The sequence below is a fragment of the Streptomyces sp. NPDC102437 genome (genome assembly GCF_044765565.1).
Lineage (GTDB): Bacteria > Actinomycetota > Actinomycetes > Streptomycetales > Streptomycetaceae > Streptomyces.
The window spans coordinates 151117-171687 of record NZ_JBIWKI010000010.1; the positions used below are offsets into that span (position 1 = coordinate 151117).

A 20571-nucleotide genomic window follows, 5' to 3' on the forward strand; every position below is an offset into this window, starting at 1 on the left:
CGTGTCACGGCGACTTTCTTGTTCAAGGTGCGTGAAGTGCGGTTCGCGGGGCACGAGTTGGCTCCGGACGTGTTTGACTTATCTCTCTGTGGGCATGTCGACAAAACGCTGAAGTGACCTAACTGGCCGCGCTATACCAGGTGTACGCGGGTGGCAGGCGGTGCGACGATGGTATTTATGGGGGACAGGGCAACTCTGTTGGAGACAGGGCGGTTTGTGCAACGTCGCGTTCATCGGCCAGAGAATGCGACGAATGCGGCTTTTGGTGTTTCCGTCACGGAGAACAACGAGACCACTGACACACCGGAGACACCCGAGACACCTGAGATCATCAAGGCGACCGAAACTGCCGAGACTGCGGGGTGTGCCGCGACCGTCGAGAGCACGGAGTTCACAGAGAACACGGGAAGCGCCGGGGCCGAAAGGAACACCGGGGCCACGGAGGCCCCCGGGAGCGCCGAGAGCCCGGAGAGCGCCGAGAGTGAGGCACGTCACCGTCGCGCCGCCGATGCCGGGGACACCGCGTCGATGAGCGTCCTCGGCGCCCTGCTGCTGCGCCGCGGCGACCTGGACGGAGCGGAGCCCTATCTGCGCGGGGCCACCGCGGACGGCGACCGGGCCGCGGCCAACAACCTGGGCGTCCTGCTTCACCAGCGCGGATACATCGACGACGCGGCCGGCTGGTGGCGCATCGCCGCCGTCGCGGGGTCCGCCGCCGCCGCGCACGCGCTGGGCCGCCACTACCGCGAGCGCGGCGACGAGCCCGGCGCCGAGTACTGGCTGAGGCAGTCCGCCGAGCAGGGCCACGCGCTGGGCGCGTACGCCTTGGCCGACCTGCTGGAACACCGCAGCGATGTCGGCGCGGAGCGCTGGCTGCGCGCCGCCGCCGAGCAGGGGCACCGGGAGGCCGCGTACCGCCTCGCACGCATGCTGTACCGCAACGCCGCCGACGACCCGCACGACGCCTTCGGCCGCCCCGGTCTCGGCCCCGGCGCCGGTGAGCGCCCCGGCGCCACCGGCCGGCCCGTGGCACGCAGGGACGACGGCCCGGTTGCGGGTCCGGCGACCGGGCGGGTGGGCGAGGCAGAGCAGTGGTACCGGCAGGCCGCCGCGCGCGGCCACCGGCGTGCCGCTCTGCACCTCGGCGCCATCCTCGAACAGCGCGGCGAGCCCAAGGAGGCCGGCCGCTGGTACCTCATCTCCGCGAAGGCGGGCGAGGCGCGCGCCGCCTGTGCGCTCGGCTTCCTGCTGCGTGACGCGGGCGACGAGGAGAGCGCCGCCGTGTGGTGGCTTCGCGCGGCCCAGGACGGCGACGGAAACGCCGCCAACGCCCTGGGCGCCCTGCACGCGGCCCGTGGCGAACAGCAGACCGCCGAGCGCTGGTACCGCGCCGCGATGGACGCGGGCGACGTCAACGGTGCCTACAACCTCGGCCTGCTCTGCGCGGCCCAGGACCGTACGCCGCAGGCCGAGCAGTGGTACCGCCGCGCCGCGTACGCGGGCCACCGCGAGGCCGCCAACGCACTGGCCGTGCTCCTGCTCCAGGCGGGCGACGCGACCGGCGCCGAGCCGTGGTTCTCCAAGGCGGCCGAGGCGGGCAGCGTCGACGCGGCGTTCAACCTCGGCATCCTGTACGCCGGGCGCGACGAGGACCGTGCGGCACTGGTCTGGTACGAGCGTGCCGCGGCGGCCGGCCACACCGAGGCCGCCCTCCAGGTCGGCATGGCCCTGCTGCACCAGGGCGAGGAGCAGGAGGCGGAGCGCCATCTGCGCTGTGCGGCGGGCGGTGGCAGCGCGGAGGCCGCCTTCCGGCTGGCCGGGGTGCTGGACTCGCGGCAGCCGCCACCCGGCCCCCCCGCGCTCGGGGAGCCGATGCCGGAGAAGACCGAGTGCGAGGAGTGGTACGAGCGGGCCGCCGAGCAGGGGCACCGCCGCGCCCAGGTACGGGTCGGAATGCTCGCGGCGGCCCGGGGCGACGTGGACAGCGCCGCCCGCTGGTACCGCGAGGCCGCCGAGTCGGGCAGCCGTAACGGCGCCTTCAACCTCGGGCTGCTGCTCGCCCGCGAGGGCAGTGAGCGCGAGGCCGCGCTGTGGTGGAGCCGGGCCGCGAACGACGGACACGGGCGGGCGGCCCTGCGCCTCGCCCTGCTGGCCGCCCGCCGGGGTGAGCTCGCCGAGGGGCAGCGCTGGTGTGCGCGGGCGGTCGAGCTGGGCCCGGCGGAAGTCGCCGAGCGGGCGGCCCGGCTGCGGGAGGCGCTGCACCAGGAGCTGACCGCTTAGGGCAGAAGCCGGCCGGGGCACCGGGGGGAGCGGCGCCCCTTCCTCTCGCGCCCCGGAATCGATTTGCGCTGGTCGGCAGCGGTGACGTACAGTTCTAAACACAACGACGCGGGGTGGAGCAGCTCGGTAGCTCGCTGGGCTCATAACCCAGAGGTCGCAGGTTCAAATCCTGTCCCCGCTACTGAAGACAGAAGGCCGGATCCTTTCAGAGGATCCGGCCTTCTGTGCATTGCGTCAGAGCTTGTGGCCCACCGCCTCCGAGTACATCGCCCGGTCGACGGCCTTCGACTCCGGCACCGGGGCGCCCTTCGAGACGCCCGAATCGGCGTATGCCTCCTGCAGCCGGTCCGTCGTGCCCTTCCGTATCTCCCAGTCCATCCGCATCGACGGGGTCGACCGCAGCGTGGCCTCGTCGGTCTTCATCAGCTTCGCCAGCTCGGCGACGAACGCGGGATCGGACTTGTAGTCCCCGGCGAAATAGGTGTTCACCGTCCGGATGTAGGCGCGGAGAAAGGCGACACCCGCGTCCGGGTCCTTGTTCAGCAGTGTCGGGCCGAAGAGCAGGCCGCCGAGCGGTTCACCGACGGGCTGGCCGCCCAGGAACGCGTACTTCGTGTCGCCGTCCACCTTGCGCCAGATCGGGTCGAGCAGCCAGGCGGAGTCCACGCCGCCGTTCTGCAGTGCGGTCAGCACATCCGCGGAACCGAGCTGCTGGAAGCTGATCTTGTCGAGGCCGCCGCCGTGCTTCTTCAGGGAGGTGTCCATCGGGTACGCGATGACGGAGCCCTTGCCGATCATGGTGCCGAGCTTCCGGCCTGCCATCTCGACGTGATCTGCGCTCTCGCCGTCCTTGAGACGCACCCACAGGCCGCTCTTGGAGGTGGGGTCGGGGGAGAAGTTCCCCGCGACCCACTTGATGTCGAAGCCGCCGTTGATGCCGTTCATCACGGCTGCCTCGGGAGCCGCCCACTGGGCGTCCACGTCGCCCTTGGCGAGCAGCGGCAGGGCGTCCGGGGTGGGCAGTACCTTCAGCTCGACGTCCAGCCCCTCCTTCGCGAACTCGCCCTTCGCCACCGCGACCTGGAGCGGAGCGACGTACTCCGCGCTCAGGGTGCCGGTGGCCACAGTGACCTTCCGCCGCTTCGCCAGGTGCTGGGCCGCCGGGGCGCCCTTGTCGCAGCGGGCCGCCTTCCGGTCGGGGGCGAGTTCGGCCGGGTCGGTCCAGCTGTCGGCGCCGCAGCCCGCGACGGGCCGGACGGTGCGCGGTGCGGCGGCGCCGTCGCCGCCGGACTCCGGCCCGGCGCAGCCTGCCGCGCCGAGCAGGGATGCCGTGACGAGCACGGCGGTGCGGATGAAAAGGGTGTGGGTACGCACAGTGCCTCCGTACGAGGAGCGTGGAGAGAGCCGTTCGGGACCGGCCGTCGAGGAGTGTGGGGAGCCCTTCAGGACCGACCGCGGCCACGGTCGCGCGGGGCCCATGGCGTGAGCAGCCGTCCCGCGATCCGCACCACTTCGGAGAAGACGACACCGAGGACCGCCACACACGCGATGCCGACGAACATCACGTCGTTCTGGAACAGCGCCCGGGAGTCGAAGATCAGATGGCCCAGACCGTCGGCCGCGGCGATCTGTTCGGAGGCGACGATGACGAGCACCGCCACTCCCGCCGCGATCCGTGCCCCGACCAGGACCGCGGGCAGCGAGGCGGGAAGCAGCACATGGCGGAACATCTGCCAGGGCGAGGCGCCGAAGACCTGACCGGCGTCACGGTGGCCGACCGGGACGGCGAGCACGGCCGCCATGGTGGAGATCCAGACGAAGAAGAAGACGGTCGCGGCCACCAGGGCGATCTGCGGTCCCTCACCGAGGCCGAACATATTGAGGAAGACCGGCAGCAGGGCCAGTTTCGGCACGACGTACAGGGCGTCGAGCAACGGCTCCAGTGCCGCCCGTACGAGGGAGAGCGAGCCCATCAGCAGGCCGAGGGCGTACCCCGCGACGGTGCCGATCGCATAGCCGCCCAGGACCCGCTTGAGCGTGGCCCACACGTCCGGCCACAGTTCACCGGCGCCCGCCCGGTCCAGGCCGTCCGCCAGGATGGTGGAGGGGGCGGGGTAGACCCGGGCGTCGATCCAGGACTGTGCGGCGGCCAGTTGCCAGAGCAGCACGAGGAGTAGCGGTACGGCGACGGCGAGCGCGATCTCCAGGGTGCGGCGCCTGCGGTGGGTGCGTACCGGGTGCAGTTCCTGCAGGCCCGGTCTGCGGATCAGGACGCCGTCGTCGGACTTCGTGGCGTTCACGGTGACGCTCATGCCAGGACCGCCTCCCTGCGTACCTCGCCGCGCAGGAGCTCCCACAACTCGCTCTTGAGCGCGGTGAACTCGGGTGCCGACCGGACCTCGCCGGTGCGCGGCCGGCCGAACGGCGGGCGGCGCTCGGCGATGATCCGCCCCGGTCTGGCGGACATCACCAGCACCCTGTCCCCGAGCACGATCGCCTCTTCGAGGCTGTGGGTGATGAAGAGGGTGGTGGTGCGGGTGGTCTGGGTGAGGTCGAGCAGCTCGTCCTGGAGGATGGTGCGCAGCTGGGCGTCGAGCGCCGCGAACGGCTCGTCCATCAGCAGGATCTCGGGTTCCACGGCCAGGGCGCGGGCGATCGCGACCCGTTGCCGCATCCCACCGGAAAGGGTGGCCGGATAAGCCCCGGCGAAGTCGGAGAGACCCATCCGGGCCAGCCAGTCGCGCGCCCTGGCATCAGCCTCCTTGCGCGGTACGCGTTGGATGTCGAGGCCGAACCGGACATTGGCGAGCACGGTCTTCCAGTCGTAGATGCCGTAGTCCTGGAAGATCATCGCCGCCGGGCGGGGCGAGGCCGTACGGATGGCCAGCTCGCCGGAGCTGGGGCGGAGCAGTCCGGCGGCGATCCTGAGCAGCGTGGACTTGCCGCAGCCGGACGGGCCGACGATGCAGGTGAACTCGCCCGGTGCGACGGAGAGACCGAGCGGGCCGAGAGCGGGCAGGGCCTTGGCGCCGCGCCCGAACGAGCGGGTGAGCGCGTCGGCGCGGAGTTTGGGACTGGCGGTTGCGGTTGCGGGTGGGGTCGGGTGCGGAACTCCCACGGGTCTCTCCTCGCGCGTATCGAGGTGCGGATCCGCCGCGGGGCGGAGGTGATCGCCGCAGACGATATGACTACCCGTCAGATTCGGGAAGGGGGTGCGCACGTGCCGGTGGCGGGGGGCGTCGTTCCCGAGGGGATTTACGCGGAAGGCCCCGGTGCGAATGACGCTCCTTGGGTTCTAGGGATCCTCGCAACCCCCACAGATCGCGGGTGTTGCGAGGACCGTTAGAACCCAAGCTCGCACCGGGGCCTTCTGTCGCTCGTCCGGCTCAGCCGGTCGCCGCGCAGTTGGGGCAGACGCCTCGGTAGGTGACCTCGACGCCGGATACCGTGAAACCGAAGCGCTCGTCGCTCGGCAGGTCCGCCATCGGGTCGCCGGCCGGGTGTACGTCGCGGATCGTGCCGCAGCTCGCGCAGACGAGGTGGTGATGGGGGCGGTGGGCGTTCGGGTCGTACCGCTTGGCGCGGCGGTCCGTGGAGACCTCGATGACCTCGCCGAGCGACACCATTTCGCCCAGCGTGTTGTACACGGTGGCGCGGGAGATCTCGGGCAGCTTGGCCACGGCCCGCGCGTGGACCTCGTCGGCCGTCAGGTGCACATGGTCCCCGTCGAGGACCTCGGCCACGACGCGCCGCTGCGCGGTCATGCGCCAGCCGCGTCCGCGGAGTCGTTCCAACAGGTCACTCATAGAAACAAGCCTAACAGTGAAGGGACCAGGTCCCGAACGAGTGTGACTTTGGATGTTCACTTGACTTGGACTAAGTCCATTGTAGGATCGGCAATGGCATACGCCAAGGGACAGGCTGTGCAGTTCGAGACGAATGTGCAGGAATGACGCAGGAGGCGCACGTGACGCAGGGACCGCTCACCACGGAGGCCGGCGCGCCGGTCGCCGACAACCAGAACAGCCAGACCGCGGGCGTCGGCGGTCCCGTCCTGGTGCAGGACCAGTCGTTGCTGGAGAAACTGGCTCACTTCAACCGTGAGCGCATTCCGGAGCGCATCGTGCACGCCCGCGGCGCCGGCGCGTACGGCACGTTCACGCTGACCCGCGACGTCTCGCAGTGGACGCGCGCCAAGTTCCTCTCCGAAGTCGGCAAGCAGACCGAGACCTTCCTGCGCTTCTCGACCGTCGCGGGCAACCTCGGCTCGGCCGACGCGGTGCGCGACCCCCGCGGTTTCGCGCTGAAGTTCTACACCGAAGAGGGCAACTACGACCTCGTCGGCAACAACACCCCGGTGTTCTTCATCAAGGACGCCATCAAGTTCCCGGACTTCATCCACACCCAGAAGCGCGACCCGTACACCGGCTCGCAGGAGGCGGACAACGTCTGGGACTTCTGGGGTCTGTCGCCCGAGTCCACCCACCAGGTGACCTGGCTCTTCGGCGACCGTGGCATCCCGGCCACGCTGCGCCACATGAACGGGTACGGCTCGCACACGTTCCAGTGGAACAACGAGGCCGGCGAGGTCTTCTGGGTCAAGTACCACTTCAAGACCGACCAGGGCATCAAGAACCTCACCCAGGCCGAGGCCAACAAGCTCGCCGGTGAGGACCCGGACAGCCACCAGCGCGACCTGCGCGAGGCGATCGAGCGCGGCGACTTCCCGTCCTGGACGGTGCAGGTCCAGATCATGCCGGCGGCCGAGGCGGCCACGTACCGCTTCAACCCGTTCGACCTCACCAAGGTGTGGCCGCACGCGGACTACCCGCCGATCGAGATCGGGAAGCTGGAGCTCAACCGGAACCCGGAGAACATCTTCGCGGAGACCGAGCAGTCGATCTTCAGCCCCGCGCACTTCGTGCCGGGCATCGGTCCGTCCCCCGACAAGATGCTCCAGGGCCGTCTCTTCGCGTACGGCGACGCCCACCGCTACCGCGTCGGCATCAACGCCGACCACCTGCCGGTGAACCGTCCGCACGCCACGGAGGCGCGTACCAACAGCCGGGACGGCTACCTGTACGACGGCCGCCACAAGGGCGCGAAGAACTACGAGCCGAACAGCTTCGGCGGTCCGGCCCAGACCGACCGTCCGCTGTGGGAGCCCACCACGGTCACCGGTGAGGTCGCCACGCACGCGGCCCCGACCCACGCCGAGGACAACGACTTCGTGCAGGCCGGAAACCTCTACCGGCTCTACTCCGAGGACGAGAAGGCCCGGCTGATCGAGAACCTCGCCGGGTTCATCGCCAAGGTCTCGCGCGACGACATCGCCGAGCGCGCGATCAACAACTTCCGCCAGGCGGACGGCGACTTCGGCAAGCGTCTGGAGGCCGCGGTCCAGGCCCTTCGCGGCTGATCCGGGCGGTTGCCGTCGACGGTGGGCCGGTCTCCTCTTCGGGGGAGACCGGCCCACCGGTCGTTCACGCCGGGGTCAGCCGATGAGTTCCGCGTGGTGGTGGCGCCTGATGGGCGCCCAGCAGCGCAGGATGTCGCGGACGGAGACGATGCCCACGGGCCCGTGGCCGTCCAGCACGATCAGGTGGCGGAACCCTCCGTGTGTCATGGCCTCCGCGGCCTCTTCCAGGGTCCAGGTGGGCGAGGCGAAGACCACATCGGTGGTGGTGTGGGTGGCGGCGGTCTCGACGTCCGGATCCTGTCCGGAGCCGACCGCGTTGAGGATGTCGCGTTCGGTGAGGATGCCGAGCCCGCTGTTGTCCTGGTCGAGGACGACCGCGGCCCCGACACGGCGGACCGACATCAGCCGGGCGGCCTGGCGGAGCGTATGGGCGGGCCCGATGGTGAGGACCAGTGTGCTCATGGCGTCACGGACGAGCATGAAGGGAGCCACCTCCTTGGTGAACGGCCACGTGAGCCGATTCACAAATTCACAAGCGGGGGGACTCTCAGAGTTGCACCGATGTGCGGGCGGAACAAGAGGCGTGAAGCGCACCGAGGGGCGTGCGACAGCGCGCGACGCCCCTCGGGAACACGGTCCGGTGATGCGATCCGGTGCGATCCGGGCCGGTGGTGTCGGTTCGGAAGCGCCGGCTCAGTAGCGCTGGTTCAGATAGCCGAGCAGCTCGTGGTGGAGCAGTCCGTTCGATGCCGCCGCGTTGCCGCCGCCCGGACCGGAGACCCCGTCCAGACTGGTGAACCTCCCGCCCGCCTCCTGGACGATGATCGCGTTGGCGGCCATGTCCCAGAGCGAGAGCTCGGGCTCCGCGCAGATGTCCACCGAACCCTCGGCGACCATCATGTACGGCCAGAAGTCCCCGTACCCGCGCGTGCGCCAGCAGGCCCGGGTCAGGTCCAGGAATCCGTCGAGGCGGCCCTGCTCCTCCCAGCCGCTCAGCGAGGCGTATGCGAACGAGGAGTCCGCGATCCGCTCCACCTTCGACACCTGGATCCGGGTCGCGGAGGTCAGGCTGCGGCCGGTGTAAGCCCCGGCGCCCTTGGCCGCCCACCAGCGCCGGTTCAGCGCGGGGGCCGACACCACGCCGACCACCGGCTGGAAGCCGTCCTCGCCCGCCTCCATCAGTGAGATCAGCGTCGCCCAGACGGGCACGCCGCGCACGTAGTTCTTGGTGCCGTCGATCGGGTCGACGACCCAGCGCCGCGGGCCGGTGCCCTCGATCCCGAATTCCTCGCCCAGGATCGCGTCGCGCGGGCGGGCCCGATGCAGGTGGCCGCGGATCAGTTCCTCGGCGGCCTTGTCGGCCTCGCTCACCGGCGTCATGTCCGGCTTGGTCTCGACCTTGAGGTCGAGGGCCTTGAACCGGTCCATCGTCGCCGCGTCGGCGGCGTCCGCCAGTACATGGGCAAGGCGCAGATCATCGTGGTAATCGGGCATGCGGTCACAGTATCGACCGAAGGTGAACGGGGCCATACGTCGCCGGAGCCGCGCCGACCGTCGACAGCCACGCGGACCATTGACAGTCCCGGGGAGCGAGCCGACGCTGGTCGCGGAGCCCTCGGCGCGGGAGGCGACGATGCCCACAGCGCGGGAAGTACTGCTGGACGCCGCCCTCTCGGCGCTGGCGACCCTGCCCTGGACGTCGGTGCGCATGGTCGACGTGGCAGCCGCCGCGGGCGTCTCCCGGCAGACCCTCCACAACGAGTTCGGCGGCAAGGACGGCCTGGCCCGCGCCCTGGTGCGGGACGCCGCCGACGGCTATCTGGCCGGGGTCGAGCAGGCGCTGCGATCGGCCGGCGGCACGGCGGACGGACTGGCCGCCACCGCTGCCTGGACCGTCCGGGCCGTACGCGCGAACGTGCTGGTCAAGGCCATGCTCACCGGCTGCTGGAGCGAGCGGTTACCCCGCCCCGGACCCCCGCCGGCCGGGTACGCGTCCCCGCTGGCCGGCCCGCGCGGTACCGATCCCGGACCACCGGCCCCCGCCGAACTGCTCCGCCGGGCCGGTGAACGCGCGGTAGCCGCCCTCGAGCGGGAACGGCCACCGCGAGACCGGGAAGAACTGGCCGCGACCTGCGAGATCGTGCTGCGGCTCGCCCTGAGCTACGCACTGGTGCCCGCCCCGCCAGGGGCCGGGGGAGAACCGGCACCGCTGGTGCGCCACGTGGTGGCGCGGGCGCCGGACGCGGTCAGTGGGACGAGCCCGAGAGCTGGAGACCGATCACCCCGATGATCACCAGGGAGATCGAGACCAGCTTGAGCGTGGAGACCACGTCGTCGAGGAAGACCATGCCGTAGATCGCGGTCCCCGCCGCGCCGATGCCGGTCCACACCGCGTAGGCGGGGCCCACGTCGAGCTTCTTCAGCGACATCGTCAGCAGACCGAAGCTGCCGAGGGCGAAGACACAGAACGCGATGGTCGGCCAGAGCCGGGTGAAGCCGTGCGAGAGTTTCAGACAGACGGCGAAGCCGGTCTCCAGAAGTCCTGCGACCACGACCAGCAGCCACGCCATCGTCAGTGCCCTCCCGCGTCGGTGACCGCCTTGCCACACTGAATGTGATTATGCACTTACCGGTGACGGCCGATCGCAAACGTGACCCGGTCAGTCGCCCTCGCGCCGTTCCCGGGTGGACAGCAGCCGGTGCAGCGAGTCCAGCCGGGCCGGATCGGCATGGCCGTCCGCGACCCAAGCGGCCAGCGCGCATTCCGGTTCACGGCTGTCGTGGGTGCAGCCGCGCGGGCACTCCTCGGTGCCGGGCTCCAGGTCCGGGAACGCGTGGATCACCCGGGACGGGTCGATGTGGTTGAGCCCGAAGGAGCGCACGCCGGGGGTGTCGATCACCCACCCCCGGTAGTCGGGCAGCGGCAGCGCCAGCGCCGAGGTGGTGGTGTGCCGGCCGCGCCCGGTGACCGCGTTGACCACACCCGTCGTACGCCGCCGGTCCTTCGGCACCAGCGCGTTGACCAGTGTGGTCTTGCCGACGCCGGAGTGCCCGACGAAGGCGGTGACCCGGTCGTTCAGCTGCTCACGGACCCGGTCGGCCGCGTCGCCGTTCTCCAGCTCCTCGCGGCTGGTCACGATGAACGGGACGCCCAGCGGCGTGTACGCCTCCAGCAGCTTGTCCGGGGAGGCCAGATCGGACTTGGTGAGGACCAGCAGCGGCGAGAGTCCGCCGTCGTACGCGGCGACCAGGCAGCGGTCGATCATCCGCGGCCGGGGTTCCGGATCGGCCAGGGCGGTGACGATCGCCAGCTGGTCGGCGTTGGCGACGACCACCCGCTCGTACGGATCGTCGTCGTCCGCGGTCCGGCGCAGCACCGAGCGGCGCTCACCGATGCGGACGATGCGGGCGAGGGTGTCCTTGTCGCCGGAGAGATCGCCGACGATGGAGACGGTGTCGCCCACCACGGCGGCCTTCCGGCCCAGCTCACGGGCCTTCATCGCCATGACCGTACGGCCGTCGACGAGACAGGTGAGGCGGCCCCGGTCGACGGTGAGGACCATGCCCTCCTCGGCGTCCTCGTGCTTCGGGCGGATGTGAGTACGGGGCCGGTTGCCCTTGCGGTTGGGGCGGACCCGGATGTCGTCCTCGTCGGGGTTCTTGCCGTAGCGGCGCATGTCTCAGGCCCCGAGCATTCCGGTCCACATCTGCGGGAAGTCCGGCAGGGTCTTGGCGGTCGTCGCCACGTTCTCGATCTCCATTCCGGGGACGGCAAGGCCGATGATCGACCCCGCGGTCGCCATCCGGTGGTCGTCGTAGGTATGGAAAGTACCTCCGCGCAGCGGGCGGGGCCGGATGTGGAGGCCGTCGGCGGTCTCGGTGACATCGCCGCCCAGCTCGTTGATCTCCTTGGTGAGCGCGGCCAGCCGGTCCGTCTCGTGCAGCCGCAGATGGGCGACGCCGCTCAGGGTGGAGGGCGAGTCGGCCAGGGCCGCGACCGCCGCGATGCCCGGGGTGAGCTCGCCGACCTCGCCGAGGTCGACGTCGATGCCGTGGATCCGGCCCGAACCGGTGAAGGTGAGACCGTGCTCGGTCAGCTCGCAGCTGCCGCCCATCGTGGTGAAGATCTCCCGCAGCGCGTCGCCCGGCTGGGTGGTGTGCTCGGGCCAGTCGGGGATCGTGACCCGGCCGCCGGTGACCAGCGCGGCCGCGAGGAACGGCTGGGCGTTGGAGAGGTCGGGCTCGATGGTCAGATCACGGCCGAGCAGGGCGGAGGGGGAGACCCGCCAGACGTTCGGCTCGCCGCCCGTCTCCGGCTCGTCGACCTGCGCGCCGACCGCCCGCAGCATGTCGACGGTCATCCGGATGTGCGGCATGGAGGGGAGCCGGGCGCCGGTGTGACGAACCTCCACCCCCTGGTTGAAGCGCGGCGCGGACAGCAGCAGCGCCGAGACGAACTGGGAGGACGAGGAGGCGTCGATCGCCACCGGACCGCCGTCCAGCGCACCGCTGCCGTGCACGGTCATCGGGAGCGAGCCGCGCCCCTCGTCGTCGATCCGGGCGCCGAGCACCCGCAGCGCGTCGATCACGCCGGTCAGCGGGCGCTCGTACGAACGCGGGTCCCCGTCGAAGCGGACCGGGCCGTCGGCGAGAGTGGCGACCGGAGGCAGGAAGCGCATGACCGTACCGGCGTTGCCGACGTCGACCGTGGTCGGGCCGTGCAGCCGGGCCGGGATGACCCGCCAGGCCTCGCCCGAGCCCTCCGGGCCCACGCCCTCCTCGATGCCCACGCCCATCGACCGCAGCGCCTCGGCCATCAGCAGGGTGTCGCGGGAACGCAGCGGACGGCGCAGCCAGCCGGGCTCGGCGGCGAGGGCGGCGAGGACCAGCGCGCGGTTGGTGACCGACTTCGATCCGGGCACGGTGACGGTCGCGTCGACCGCCCCGGTCGCATGCGGGGCGGGCCAGAGAGCGGGGTGCACGGAGCTTTCGGTCATGGATCTCACTTTAGACCGACCGGCAATCGGGGGGTGGCGCCGCGGGGCTGGGCACACGCATCTGCGGCGTTGTCGTCAATCGACAACGCTCCTTCCCCAAGCTCTCAGCTGCGTTCGAGCAGGGGAGGCCCCATCTGCCTCAGTCCTCCGCCCTGCAGCTGCACGCACCCAGCCCCGCTCCTTCTCCCACAGCCCGATTGCCGGTCTCAACGGCCTCCGACCCCGACAGCCTCCGCCGAGGCCCTCTCATGCCCCGCATGCCTCACATGCCGAGCAGCCAGCGCCCGCCGCCGATCAGTGAGCAGAGCGACACCGCGTGGAAGAGGAAGAGCCAGAGCGCGGCCGGCACGTCCGTCAGCCGTGACAGCTGGTCCGCGTCCGAGTCCGGCGCACCGCCATGACGCCGCTTGGACTGGAGCTCGAATGCGGGGCGCACGCCGCCGAGCAGCAGGAACCAGACCACGGTGTACGCGAACAGCGACTGCCAGGTGGGTGAGGCCAGCCAGGACACCAGCAGGAAGGCCGAGCCGGTGAGGATCACCGTCAGCGCCCCGTACACATTGCGGATCATCACCAGCATCACCGCGAGCAGCGCGGTGGCCACCCACAGCAGCAGGGTGATCCTGCCGTCGACCAGCAGCCACGCGCCGCCCAGGCCCAGCAGCGGCGCGGCGGTGTAGCCGGCGGCCGCGGTGAGGATCATGCCGATCCCGGTCGGCTTGCCGCGGCTGACGGTCAGGCCGCTGGTGTCCGAGTGCAGCCGGATGCCGGACAGCTGCCGGCCGGTGAGCAGCGCGATCAGCCCGTGGCCGCCCTCGTGCGCGATCGTGATCGCGTTGCGGGTCAGCCGCCATATCGGGTTCGGTACGACGGCGATCAGTGCGAGCGTGCCGGTGACCACCACCAGCCACTGCTCGGGGGCGGGCTGGGTGCCGAACACGCGGTCCCACAGATTGCCCAGTTCGGTGCTGTCCATGGTGCGGGCGGCTCCTTGCGGTATCGGCTTGCGGTATCGGCGTCCTGCCGGTGTGACGGTCGTGGCAGTCTGGCACTCATGTGCGGACGGTATTCAGCGAGTCGGCGGCCCGAGGACCTGACCGGACTCTTCCAGGTCGAGAAGTGGGAGCCGGCCGAGGCCCTGGCGCCCGATTGGAACGTGGCGCCCACCAAGGAGGTCTACGCCGTACTGGAGCGTCCTCTCAAAGACGCAGACGACCAGCGTCCGGTTCGCCAGATGCGCGCGCTGAAATGGGGGCTCGTGCCCTCCTGGGCGAAGTCCCCGGAGGGCGCCGCGCGGATGATCAACGCCCGTGCGGAGACCGTCCACGAGAAGCCGTCCTTCCGCCGCCCCTTCGTCTCCCGGCGCTGCATCCTGCCCGCCGACGGCTACTACGAGTGGGTCACCGGCGCGGACGAACGGCAGCTGGAGGAGAAGGGGAAGAAGAAGCGCCCGCGCAAGCAGCCGTACTTCGTGACCCCCGCCGACGGATCCGTCTTCGCGATGGCCGGGCTGTACGAGTTCTGGCGAGACCGGACGCTGCCCGACGACCACCCGACGGCCTGGTGGGTGACGTGCACGGTGATCACGACCGAGGCGGAGACCACCCCGCTCGCCGTCGCCCCCGCGGACGGCCCGGCCACGCTCGCCGACATCCACCCCCGGATGCCGCTGATGCTGACCCCGGACCGCTGGGACGACTGGCTCGACCCCTCGCGCACCGACGTCGAGGAGCTGAAGGCGCTGCTCGCACCGCCGCCGGGCGGGCTGATGCGGGCCTATCCGGTGGCCACGGCCGTCAGCAACGTCCGCAACAACGGGCCCGAACTGCTGGAAGAACTGGCCGCGCCGGAAGTGGGCACCCTCTTCTGAGCTCCCGGCGGGGAGGATGGGGCACGTGAGCACTGCAGACACCGGCCACCGGGCCGAAACGGTCGACACCGATGCCGGACCGGCCAGGATCACCTGGTTCCCCGCGACGGGCACCACGAAGACGGGGAGTGCCCGCCCGGTGCTGGCCCTCGGCCATGGCGCGGGCGGCGGCATCGAGGCCCGCGACCTCCAGGCCCTGGCCGCCGCGCTGCCCGCCCACGGGGTGACCGTGGCCCTGGTGGAGCAGCCGTGGCGGGTCGCCGGGAAGCGGCTGGCGCCCGCCCCGAAGACCCTGGACTCCGGGTGGCGGGGGCTGTGGCCCGCGCTGGCCGCGCCCGGACTGCCCGTCGTCGCGGGCGGGCGGAGCGCCGGGGCCCGGGTGGCCTGCCGGACCGCCGCGGAGCTCGGCGCCCACGCCGTCCTCGCGCTCAGCTTCCCGCTGCACCCCCCGGGCAAGCCGGAGAAGTCCCGCGCGGACGAGCTGCTCGGCTCCGGCGTGCCCACGCTCGTCGTGCAGGGCGGCCACGACCCGTTCGGGCGGCCCGCCGAATTCCCTCCGGGGGAGTACGGGCTCGCCGAAGTGCCGTACGCCGACCACGGGTTCTCCGTACCGAAGAAGGCCGGCCTCGGCCAGGACGAGGCGATGGGGATCCTGACCGCCGCCGTGACCGACTGGCTGTCGGCCCCCGTGTGACGTACGCCCCGGGAATGTTGGAGGAGGGGCCACTGTTGTCGGTGACATCGGTACATCAACGTCGTACGTGGAGAGGGAGTCCGTCGCATGGGTTCGACCATCTGCCCGCGCCGCTCGAACGCCGCTGACCTGGAGTGGACGGTGCTGCACGCGGCCAGGACCACTCCCGAGCGGGCACCGGGCGGATCGGAACGTCAGCCCGTATCGAAGCAAGGTCGACTATTCTCCGATTCGAGCGGGTCCGGTTTCGGCTCCGCCACAGCGTTGGAGGAGGTGGGTCCGGTCACTGGGACCGACACAGGGACCGACGACGGCCGTGCACAGGAGACGTCCGCCGAGCGCAACGCGCGCTTCGAGCGGGACGCGCTCGGTTTCCTCGACCAGATGTACTCGGCCGCGCTGCGCATGACGCGCAATCCCGCGGACGCCGAGGACCTGGTCCAGGAGACGTATGCCAAGGCGTACGGCTCCTTCCACCAGTTCCGTGAGGGCACCAACCTCAAGGCGTGGATGTACCGCATTCTCACCAATACGTTCATCAACTCGTACCGCAAGAAGCAGCGCGAACCCCAGCGCAGCGCAGCCGAGGAGATCGAGGACTGGCAGCTGGCGCGCGCCGAGTCGCACATGTCGACCGGGCTGCGGTCCGCCGAGTCGCAGGCGCTCGACCACCTGCCCGACTCCGACGTGAAGTCCGCTCTGCAGGCGATCCCCGAAGAGTTCCGCATCGCCGTGTATCTCGCCGATGTCGAGGGCTTTGCCTACAAGGAGATCGCGGACATCATGGGGACTCCCATCGGTACGGTGATGTCCCGACTGCACCGGGGCCGCCGCCAGCTGCGCGGCATGCTGGAGGACTACGCCCGGGAGCGCGGGCTCGTCCCGGCCGGCGCCGGAGAGTCGGACGATCGGAAAGGCTCGGGCTCATGAGCTGCGGAGAGCCGCACGAGACGGACTGCTCGGAAGTCCTCGATCATCTCTACGAGTTCCTCGACCACGAGATGCCCGACAGCGACTGCACCAAGTTCGAGGTGCACTTCGAGGAGTGCTCCCCGTGCCTGGAGAAGTACGGCCTGGAACAGGCCGTCAAGAAGCTGGTGAAGCGTTGCTGCGGCCAGGACGACGTGCCCAGTGATCTGCGGTCCAAGGTGATGGGCCGGATCGATCTGATCCGCTCGGGGCAGGCCGTGCCCGAGCAGGACGTGACGGCGGCCGAGAGCGGACAGCCGACAGCCGCCAAGGAGTGACACCCGGCGGCTGGTGCGTACCGGCCGCCGCCACCGAATCACCCGAATGTGCTAATCGGGCTCATTGACGCTCGACCGGTTCCACAACTCGCTAGCCTGGCGCCTCCATTGACCATGTTGGGGGGCGGGCCGAGCGGGTGAGAGCCACACGCGGGGCGGCGCGCGCGCACATCGCGGCGGTCGTGCTGGGGGCCCTGTGCTGTGTGCTTCCCGCGCTGCGGAGCGGCGCCGGGACCCCGTGGGTCACCGTCACACTGCTCACCGGCCTCTATCTGGCCTGTGAACTCCCCGGGCGCTGCCCCTTCTTCGGCAGCTCCGTGCCGATCCGCGCCGGATCGTTCTTTCCGCTGCTGCTGGCCGCCGCCTTCCTGCTGCCGCCCGCTGCCGCCGCCCTCGTCGCCGTGCCCGGATCGCTCGTCGGCCGGGTCGAGCAGCCGCCGTTCACCGCACGGCGCGTCTGGCGGGCCGCGCAGCTCGCCGTCACGGTCTGGGCGGCCTCGTCCGTCCACGGACTCTTCGGCGGCACCGCCACGCTCGGCGGCACCGGTACCGGACCCGGCCGGCTCCCCGACCTGCCCTACGCGATCCTGCCCGCCTGCGCCGCCGCCCTGGCCTTCAGCCTCGTACTGACGTCACTGGAAGGCTCCATCCTGGCCGTGGCCGAGCGGCTGCCCCTGCGGCGGGCCTGGAGCGGGCTGCTGCCGCGCTCGCTGGGACCGCATCTGGTGCACGGACTCGCCGGGCTGATGATGGCGGTCCTGTGGCGCGGTCCGTACGGTCCGCTGTCCGCGCTGATCGTCCTGCTGCCGATGTACATCTCCTGCTGGGTCTTCGCGCAGTATCACCGCGAGCACGCCGCCCACCGCGCCACCATCAGGGCGCTGGTGCAGGCCGTCGACATCAAGGACACCTACACCCGGGGCCACAGCGAACGGGTCGGGCGGGCCTCCGTCCTCATCGCCCGCGAACTGGGCATGGACCCCGGCCGTCTGGAGGTCGTCCGGTTCGCCGGCATCCTGCACGACGTCGGCAAGCTCGGCGTTCCCACCCGGGTGCTCCGCAAGGACGGTCCGCTCACGCCGGAGGAACGACAGGTGATCGAACTGCACCCGGAGTACGGGCACGAGATCGTCCGCGGCATCGGCTTCCTCGGCGAGGCGCGGGCCGCGATCCTGCACCACCACGAACGGCTCGACGGCAGCGGCTACCCGTACGGGCTCAGCGGGCGCGAGATCCCGGAGTTCGCCCGGGTCGTCGCGGTGGCGGACGCCTTCGACGCGATGACCTCGACGCGGTCCTACCGGCGGGGCAGGCCCGTGCCGGCCGCCCTGGAGGAGCTGAAGCGGTGTGCGGGCACCCAGTTCGACCCGCGGATGGTCAGGGCGCTGGCGCGCGGGCTCGAACGGGAAGGCTGGTCGGCGGTGACGATGGCGGGGACGGCAAACGGGCCCGGGGTCCCCGGGCCGCGGGCCGAGAGCGCGGAGGCCGTCCCGGGCCACCGCGGGTCGTCCGGCGGGCTCGATCGCGTACCGCCGCCGCAGCCCCCGGCGGACGGGCTCGGTGCGGTGCCCGGACCGCAGTCGCCAGCGGACCGCCGCCGGTGACCTGGGACAGGGCCGGGACCCGGCTGCCCGCCGTTGTCCTCACCGTCCGCACCGCCGCGGCCCTGCTCGCTGTCGCCGGGCTCGGCCACACCCTCTGGAACCGCGTCCACGAGCCCGGCCACGCCCTCGCCTTCGGGGTGCTCATCGCCGTCGGCGAACTGGCCCGCTGGGGCGCGCTGCCCGGCGAGCGCGAGCCCGCGCCGCTCGGCGCCGCCGGAGCCCTCGCGTACGCCCTGCTGGGCCGCAGCGGCGGCGGACCGACCGAGCACGGCGTCCTCCAGGTGGTCGCCGTGCTCGTCGCGGCGCACCTCGTGGCCTGTGTGCCCCATGTGGCCCGGGGCACCGGCCCCGCACCCGACCGGGTGGCCCGCCGCGTCCTGACCGTCACGTTCGCCGCCGTGTGCTTCCAGCCGCTGTACAACACCGGGCGCACCGAGGGCTGGTCCGGCGAGGGCCCGTACTACGTGCTCGTCCTGCTCCTGATCCTCGTCCTGACCGCCCTGTGCGACGCCGTGCTCGCGGCCCTGCTGCTGCGCGCGCGCACCCGCCACCCCTACCCGCCGCTGCTCCGGGACGAGCTGCGCGGCCTTCTCGGCATCGGCTCGGCGGTCTGCGCGACCGGGGTCGTGATGGCGCTCGGGGTGGCCGTCGCCGGGCTGTGGGCGCTGCCCGTCCTGTGCGTACCGCTGCTGCTGACCCATGTCTCGTTCCGGCGGTTCGTCGCCGTGCGCATCACCTACCGGCAGACCATCGCCTCGCTCGCCAGGTCCACCGAGATCGCCGGGTACACCCCGCACGGGCATGCCCGCCGGGTCGCCGTGCTCTGCCGGGCCGTCGGCCGGGAGCTGGGGCTCTCCGGGAGCCGGCTGACCGTGCTGGAGCACGCCGCCCTGATGCACGACATCGGCCAGCTCTCGCTGGTCGACCCGGTCCCGGACGGGGCGACGGCCGCCCTGCCCGCCGCCGATCAGCGCCGTATCGCGCTGCTCGGCGGGGCCGTGGTCCGCCAGACCGGGGTGGACCCCGAGGTCGCCGTCGTCGTGGAACGGCAGGCCGACCCCTACCGCGAGCAGCCGTTGTCCGCCAGGATCGTCAGGGCCGTCAACGCATACGACGACCTGTGCGGGGAAAGTCTCATCGGGCCGCTGGGCGCGCTGGAACAACTCAGGCTCGGGACCGCCCACGACTATCAGCCCGAAGTCGTGGAATCACTGGCCAGGGTCCTGGCCCGGGGCGTTCCGGCCCCGGTCCTGCCCGGGTAACCCATGGGTAATGAGCGGGCGTCCTGCCCGGCATGGTTGGATGCGAAGAAGAGCGGAAAACGAGGGTGTCCAGTCGGGACAGGCGGGAATCGTGAGGATCTTCGGGAAGGTACGGCATCGGCCCTCCGCCTCTTGGCGGCAGGCCACGGACCGCGCGTTCACGCTGATCGGCGACGGCCGGTACGAGGACGCGGGCGCGCTGCTGACACGTGCGGCGGACCTGGAACCCTGGCTCTCGGAGTCGTGGTTCAACCTGGCGCTGCTGCACAAGTTCCGGCATGACTGGGAACAGGCGAGAGCCGCCGGCCTGCGGGCCGTCGCGCTGCTCGACAAGGAATCCGGCGCTCCCGACTGGTGGAACGTCGGGATCGCCGCCACCGCGCTGCAGGACTGGCCGCTGGCCCGCCGGGCCTGGCAGGCGTACGGCCTGAAGGTGCCGGGCGCCGGCCAGCACACTTCGGCGGCCAACAGCGAGCCGGTCGGCATGGAGCTGGGCAGCGCGGCGGTACGGCTGTCGCCGGAGGGCGAGGCCGAGGTCGTCTGGGGCCGCAGGCTCGATCCGGCCCGGATGGAGGTGCTCTCCATTCCGCTGCCGTCGTCCGGCCGCCGCTGGGGCGAGGTCGTCCTGCACGACGGGGTGCCGCACGGCGAGCGGGTCACCGCGGCCGGGCCCTCCTACCCGGTCTTCGACGAGATCGAGCTGTGGGCGCCGTCCCCCGTACCGACCTGGGTGGTGCTGCTCGAAGCGGCCACCGAGGCGGACCGGGACGCGCTGGAGCAGCTGGCGTCCGACGCCGGGTTCGCCGCCGAGGACTGGTCGTCCTCCGTACGGCTGCTCTGCCGGGCCTGCTCGGAGAGCCGGATGGAGAGCGACGAGGGCGACGGCGAGCACCTCGACCCGCACGACCACAGCGAGCCGGGCCATCCGGGCCCGCTGGGCCACCGCACCGCCGGTGAGCTGTGGGTGCCCGAGCGGGAGTGCGGGATAGCGGCACCGGCCGGGCTGGTGCGCGGTCTGCTGGACGGCTGGGTGGCGGACAGCCCGGACAGCCGCGAGTGGCGGGATCTCGAAGAAGTCTGCTGACCGGTGCCCGTAGGCTGTACGGGCACCGGGTCGCGGTGCTCGGGTGCCCAGCCCCAAAACCGTCGGTCGGCCTGGTTTCAGGCAGGGCCGGACTTCGGGCCAGGGCCGGGTTTC

20 protein-coding genes and 1 tRNA gene are annotated in these 20571 nt (G+C 71.4%); 11 read left to right on the top strand and 10 right to left on the bottom strand.

Going from position 1 to position 20571, the window contains the following annotated elements; genetic code table 11:
• Positions 1 to 168 precede the first annotated feature (168 nt).
• Both ACIRJP_RS15340 and ACIRJP_RS15345 read left to right on the top strand, forming a co-directional pair.
• Complete coding sequence (locus tag ACIRJP_RS15340) at positions 169 to 2280, top strand: tetratricopeptide repeat protein (protein WP_404173190.1); 2112 nt, start codon at positions 169 to 171, stop codon at positions 2278 to 2280.
• 107 nt (positions 2281 to 2387) lie between these two features.
• A tRNA-Met gene (locus ACIRJP_RS15345) sits at positions 2388 to 2461 on the top strand.
• Positions 2462 to 2514: 53 nt separating this feature from the next.
• Here ACIRJP_RS15345 and ACIRJP_RS15350 read toward each other — a convergent pair.
• The 4 genes from ACIRJP_RS15350 to ACIRJP_RS15365 all read right to left on the bottom strand — a co-directional run bounded on the left by ACIRJP_RS15350 (position 2515) and on the right by ACIRJP_RS15365 (position 6086).
• Positions 2515 to 3654, bottom strand: coding sequence for an ABC transporter substrate-binding protein (locus tag ACIRJP_RS15350; protein WP_404173193.1), 1140 nt, complete (start codon positions 3652 to 3654; stop codon positions 2515 to 2517).
• Between the two features lie 68 nt (positions 3655 to 3722).
• Positions 3723 to 4592: an ABC transporter permease gene (locus ACIRJP_RS15355; protein ID WP_404173196.1), complete on the bottom strand. Its 870-nt coding sequence runs from the start codon at positions 4590 to 4592 to the stop codon at positions 3723 to 3725.
• Positions 4589 to 5398, bottom strand: coding sequence for an ABC transporter ATP-binding protein (locus ACIRJP_RS15360; protein ID WP_404173199.1), 810 nt, complete (start codon positions 5396 to 5398; stop codon positions 4589 to 4591). The genes ACIRJP_RS15355 and ACIRJP_RS15360 overlap by 4 nt, the downstream gene beginning before the upstream one ends.
• A gap of 268 nt (positions 5399 to 5666) precedes the next feature.
• Positions 5667 to 6086 carry a Fur family transcriptional regulator gene (locus ACIRJP_RS15365; RefSeq protein WP_383714894.1) on the bottom strand — a complete coding sequence of 140 codons (420 nt, stop codon included), beginning with the start codon at positions 6084 to 6086 and terminating at the stop codon, positions 5667 to 5669.
• Between the two features lie 143 nt (positions 6087 to 6229).
• Here ACIRJP_RS15365 and ACIRJP_RS15370 point away from each other — a divergent pair, with 143 nt between their 5' ends.
• Positions 6230 to 7699 (top strand): catalase, encoded by a 1470-nt coding sequence (locus ACIRJP_RS15370; RefSeq protein ID WP_404173202.1) that lies wholly within the window; start codon positions 6230 to 6232, stop codon positions 7697 to 7699.
• A gap of 75 nt (positions 7700 to 7774) precedes the next feature.
• On the opposite strand, the gene ACIRJP_RS15375 is transcribed toward ACIRJP_RS15370, so the two are convergent.
• Positions 7775 to 8179, bottom strand: coding sequence for a cyclic nucleotide-binding/CBS domain-containing protein (locus ACIRJP_RS15375; RefSeq protein ID WP_404173205.1), 405 nt, complete (start codon positions 8177 to 8179; stop codon positions 7775 to 7777).
• Between the two features lie 213 nt (positions 8180 to 8392).
• The gene (gene hisN, locus ACIRJP_RS15380; protein ID WP_376311987.1) at positions 8393 to 9193 is read right to left on the bottom strand and encodes a histidinol-phosphatase; all 801 of its coding nucleotides are present in this window, start codon (positions 9191 to 9193) and stop codon (positions 8393 to 8395) included.
• A 139-nt stretch (positions 9194 to 9332) separates the two neighbouring features.
• Here hisN and ACIRJP_RS15385 point away from each other — a divergent pair, with 139 nt between their 5' ends.
• The gene (locus ACIRJP_RS15385) at positions 9333 to 9989 is read left to right on the top strand and encodes a TetR/AcrR family transcriptional regulator (protein ID WP_404173209.1); all 657 of its coding nucleotides are present in this window, start codon (positions 9333 to 9335) and stop codon (positions 9987 to 9989) included.
• Here the strand turns inward: ACIRJP_RS15385 and ACIRJP_RS15390 are convergent.
• From ACIRJP_RS15390 to ACIRJP_RS15405, 4 genes are all read right to left on the bottom strand, one after another.
• Positions 9946 to 10269, bottom strand: coding sequence for a multidrug efflux SMR transporter (locus tag ACIRJP_RS15390; RefSeq protein WP_351261935.1), 324 nt, complete (start codon positions 10267 to 10269; stop codon positions 9946 to 9948). The two genes, ACIRJP_RS15385 and ACIRJP_RS15390, sit on opposite strands and share 44 nt — an antisense overlap.
• 90 nt (positions 10270 to 10359) lie before the next feature.
• Positions 10360 to 11376, bottom strand: coding sequence for a ribosome small subunit-dependent GTPase A (gene rsgA, locus ACIRJP_RS15395; protein ID WP_351261937.1), 1017 nt, complete (start codon positions 11374 to 11376; stop codon positions 10360 to 10362).
• 3 nt (positions 11377 to 11379) lie between these two features.
• Positions 11380 to 12696 (bottom strand): 3-phosphoshikimate 1-carboxyvinyltransferase, encoded by a 1317-nt coding sequence (aroA, locus tag ACIRJP_RS15400; RefSeq protein WP_404173213.1) that lies wholly within the window; start codon positions 12694 to 12696, stop codon positions 11380 to 11382.
• A 262-nt stretch (positions 12697 to 12958) separates the two neighbouring features.
• The gene (locus tag ACIRJP_RS15405) at positions 12959 to 13672 is read right to left on the bottom strand and encodes a M50 family metallopeptidase (RefSeq protein ID WP_404173216.1); all 714 of its coding nucleotides are present in this window, start codon (positions 13670 to 13672) and stop codon (positions 12959 to 12961) included.
• Between the two features lie 78 nt (positions 13673 to 13750).
• Here ACIRJP_RS15405 and ACIRJP_RS15410 point away from each other — a divergent pair, with 78 nt between their 5' ends.
• The 7 genes from ACIRJP_RS15410 to ACIRJP_RS15440 all read left to right on the top strand — a co-directional run bounded on the left by ACIRJP_RS15410 (position 13751) and on the right by ACIRJP_RS15440 (position 20457).
• Positions 13751 to 14566, top strand: a complete 816-nt coding sequence (locus ACIRJP_RS15410) for an SOS response-associated peptidase (RefSeq protein WP_404173218.1) — start codon at positions 13751 to 13753, stop codon at positions 14564 to 14566.
• Between the two features lie 16 nt (positions 14567 to 14582).
• A complete protein-coding gene (locus tag ACIRJP_RS15415) occupies positions 14583 to 15260 on the top strand; it encodes an alpha/beta family hydrolase (RefSeq protein WP_404173221.1) in 678 nt (225 codons plus the stop codon).
• A gap of 273 nt (positions 15261 to 15533) precedes the next feature.
• Complete coding sequence (locus tag ACIRJP_RS15420) at positions 15534 to 16190, top strand: sigma-70 family RNA polymerase sigma factor (RefSeq protein ID WP_266729806.1); 657 nt, start codon at positions 15534 to 15536, stop codon at positions 16188 to 16190.
• A complete protein-coding gene (rsrA, locus tag ACIRJP_RS15425; RefSeq protein ID WP_124716484.1) occupies positions 16187 to 16507 on the top strand; it encodes a mycothiol system anti-sigma-R factor in 321 nt (106 codons plus the stop codon). Before ACIRJP_RS15420 ends, rsrA begins: the two co-directional genes overlap by 4 nt.
• Before the next feature lie 137 nt (positions 16508 to 16644).
• Entirely contained in the window at positions 16645 to 18111 is a 1467-nt protein-coding gene (locus ACIRJP_RS15430; protein ID WP_404173225.1) for an HD-GYP domain-containing protein, read from the top strand.
• Positions 18108 to 19373, top strand: coding sequence for an HD-GYP domain-containing protein (locus tag ACIRJP_RS15435; RefSeq protein WP_404173228.1), 1266 nt, complete (start codon positions 18108 to 18110; stop codon positions 19371 to 19373). The genes ACIRJP_RS15430 and ACIRJP_RS15435 overlap by 4 nt, the downstream gene beginning before the upstream one ends.
• Positions 19374 to 19464: 91 nt before the next feature.
• A complete protein-coding gene (locus ACIRJP_RS15440) occupies positions 19465 to 20457 on the top strand; it encodes a hypothetical protein (protein ID WP_072483827.1) in 993 nt (330 codons plus the stop codon).
• Positions 20458 to 20571: the final 114 nt, after the last annotated feature.

Coding starts and splice junctions, on each gene's coding strand:
- ACIRJP_RS15340 (WP_404173190.1), top strand. CDS start 169: ATGGTATTTATGGGGGACAGGGCAACTCTGTTGGAGACAGGGCGGTTT.
- ACIRJP_RS15355 (WP_404173196.1), bottom strand. CDS start 4,592: ATGAGCGTCACCGTGAACGCCACGAAGTCCGACGACGGCGTCCTGATC.
- ACIRJP_RS15365 (WP_383714894.1), bottom strand. CDS start 6,086: ATGAGTGACCTGTTGGAACGACTCCGCGGACGCGGCTGGCGCATGACC.
- ACIRJP_RS15370 (WP_404173202.1), top strand. CDS start 6,230: ATGACGCAGGAGGCGCACGTGACGCAGGGACCGCTCACCACGGAGGCC.
- ACIRJP_RS15375 (WP_404173205.1), bottom strand. CDS start 8,179: ATGCTCGTCCGTGACGCCATGAGCACACTGGTCCTCACCATCGGGCCC.
- hisN (WP_376311987.1), bottom strand. CDS start 9,193: ATGCCCGATTACCACGATGATCTGCGCCTTGCCCATGTACTGGCGGAC.
- ACIRJP_RS15385 (WP_404173209.1), top strand. CDS start 9,333: ATGCCCACAGCGCGGGAAGTACTGCTGGACGCCGCCCTCTCGGCGCTG.
- ACIRJP_RS15390 (WP_351261935.1), bottom strand. CDS start 10,269: ATGGCGTGGCTGCTGGTCGTGGTCGCAGGACTTCTGGAGACCGGCTTC.
- rsgA (WP_351261937.1), bottom strand. CDS start 11,376: ATGCGCCGCTACGGCAAGAACCCCGACGAGGACGACATCCGGGTCCGC.
- aroA (WP_404173213.1), bottom strand. CDS start 12,696: ATGACCGAAAGCTCCGTGCACCCCGCTCTCTGGCCCGCCCCGCATGCG.
- ACIRJP_RS15405 (WP_404173216.1), bottom strand. CDS start 13,672: ATGGACAGCACCGAACTGGGCAATCTGTGGGACCGCGTGTTCGGCACC.
- ACIRJP_RS15410 (WP_404173218.1), top strand. CDS start 13,751: ATGTGCGGACGGTATTCAGCGAGTCGGCGGCCCGAGGACCTGACCGGA.
- ACIRJP_RS15415 (WP_404173221.1), top strand. CDS start 14,583: ATGGGGCACGTGAGCACTGCAGACACCGGCCACCGGGCCGAAACGGTC.
- rsrA (WP_124716484.1), top strand. CDS start 16,187: ATGAGCTGCGGAGAGCCGCACGAGACGGACTGCTCGGAAGTCCTCGAT.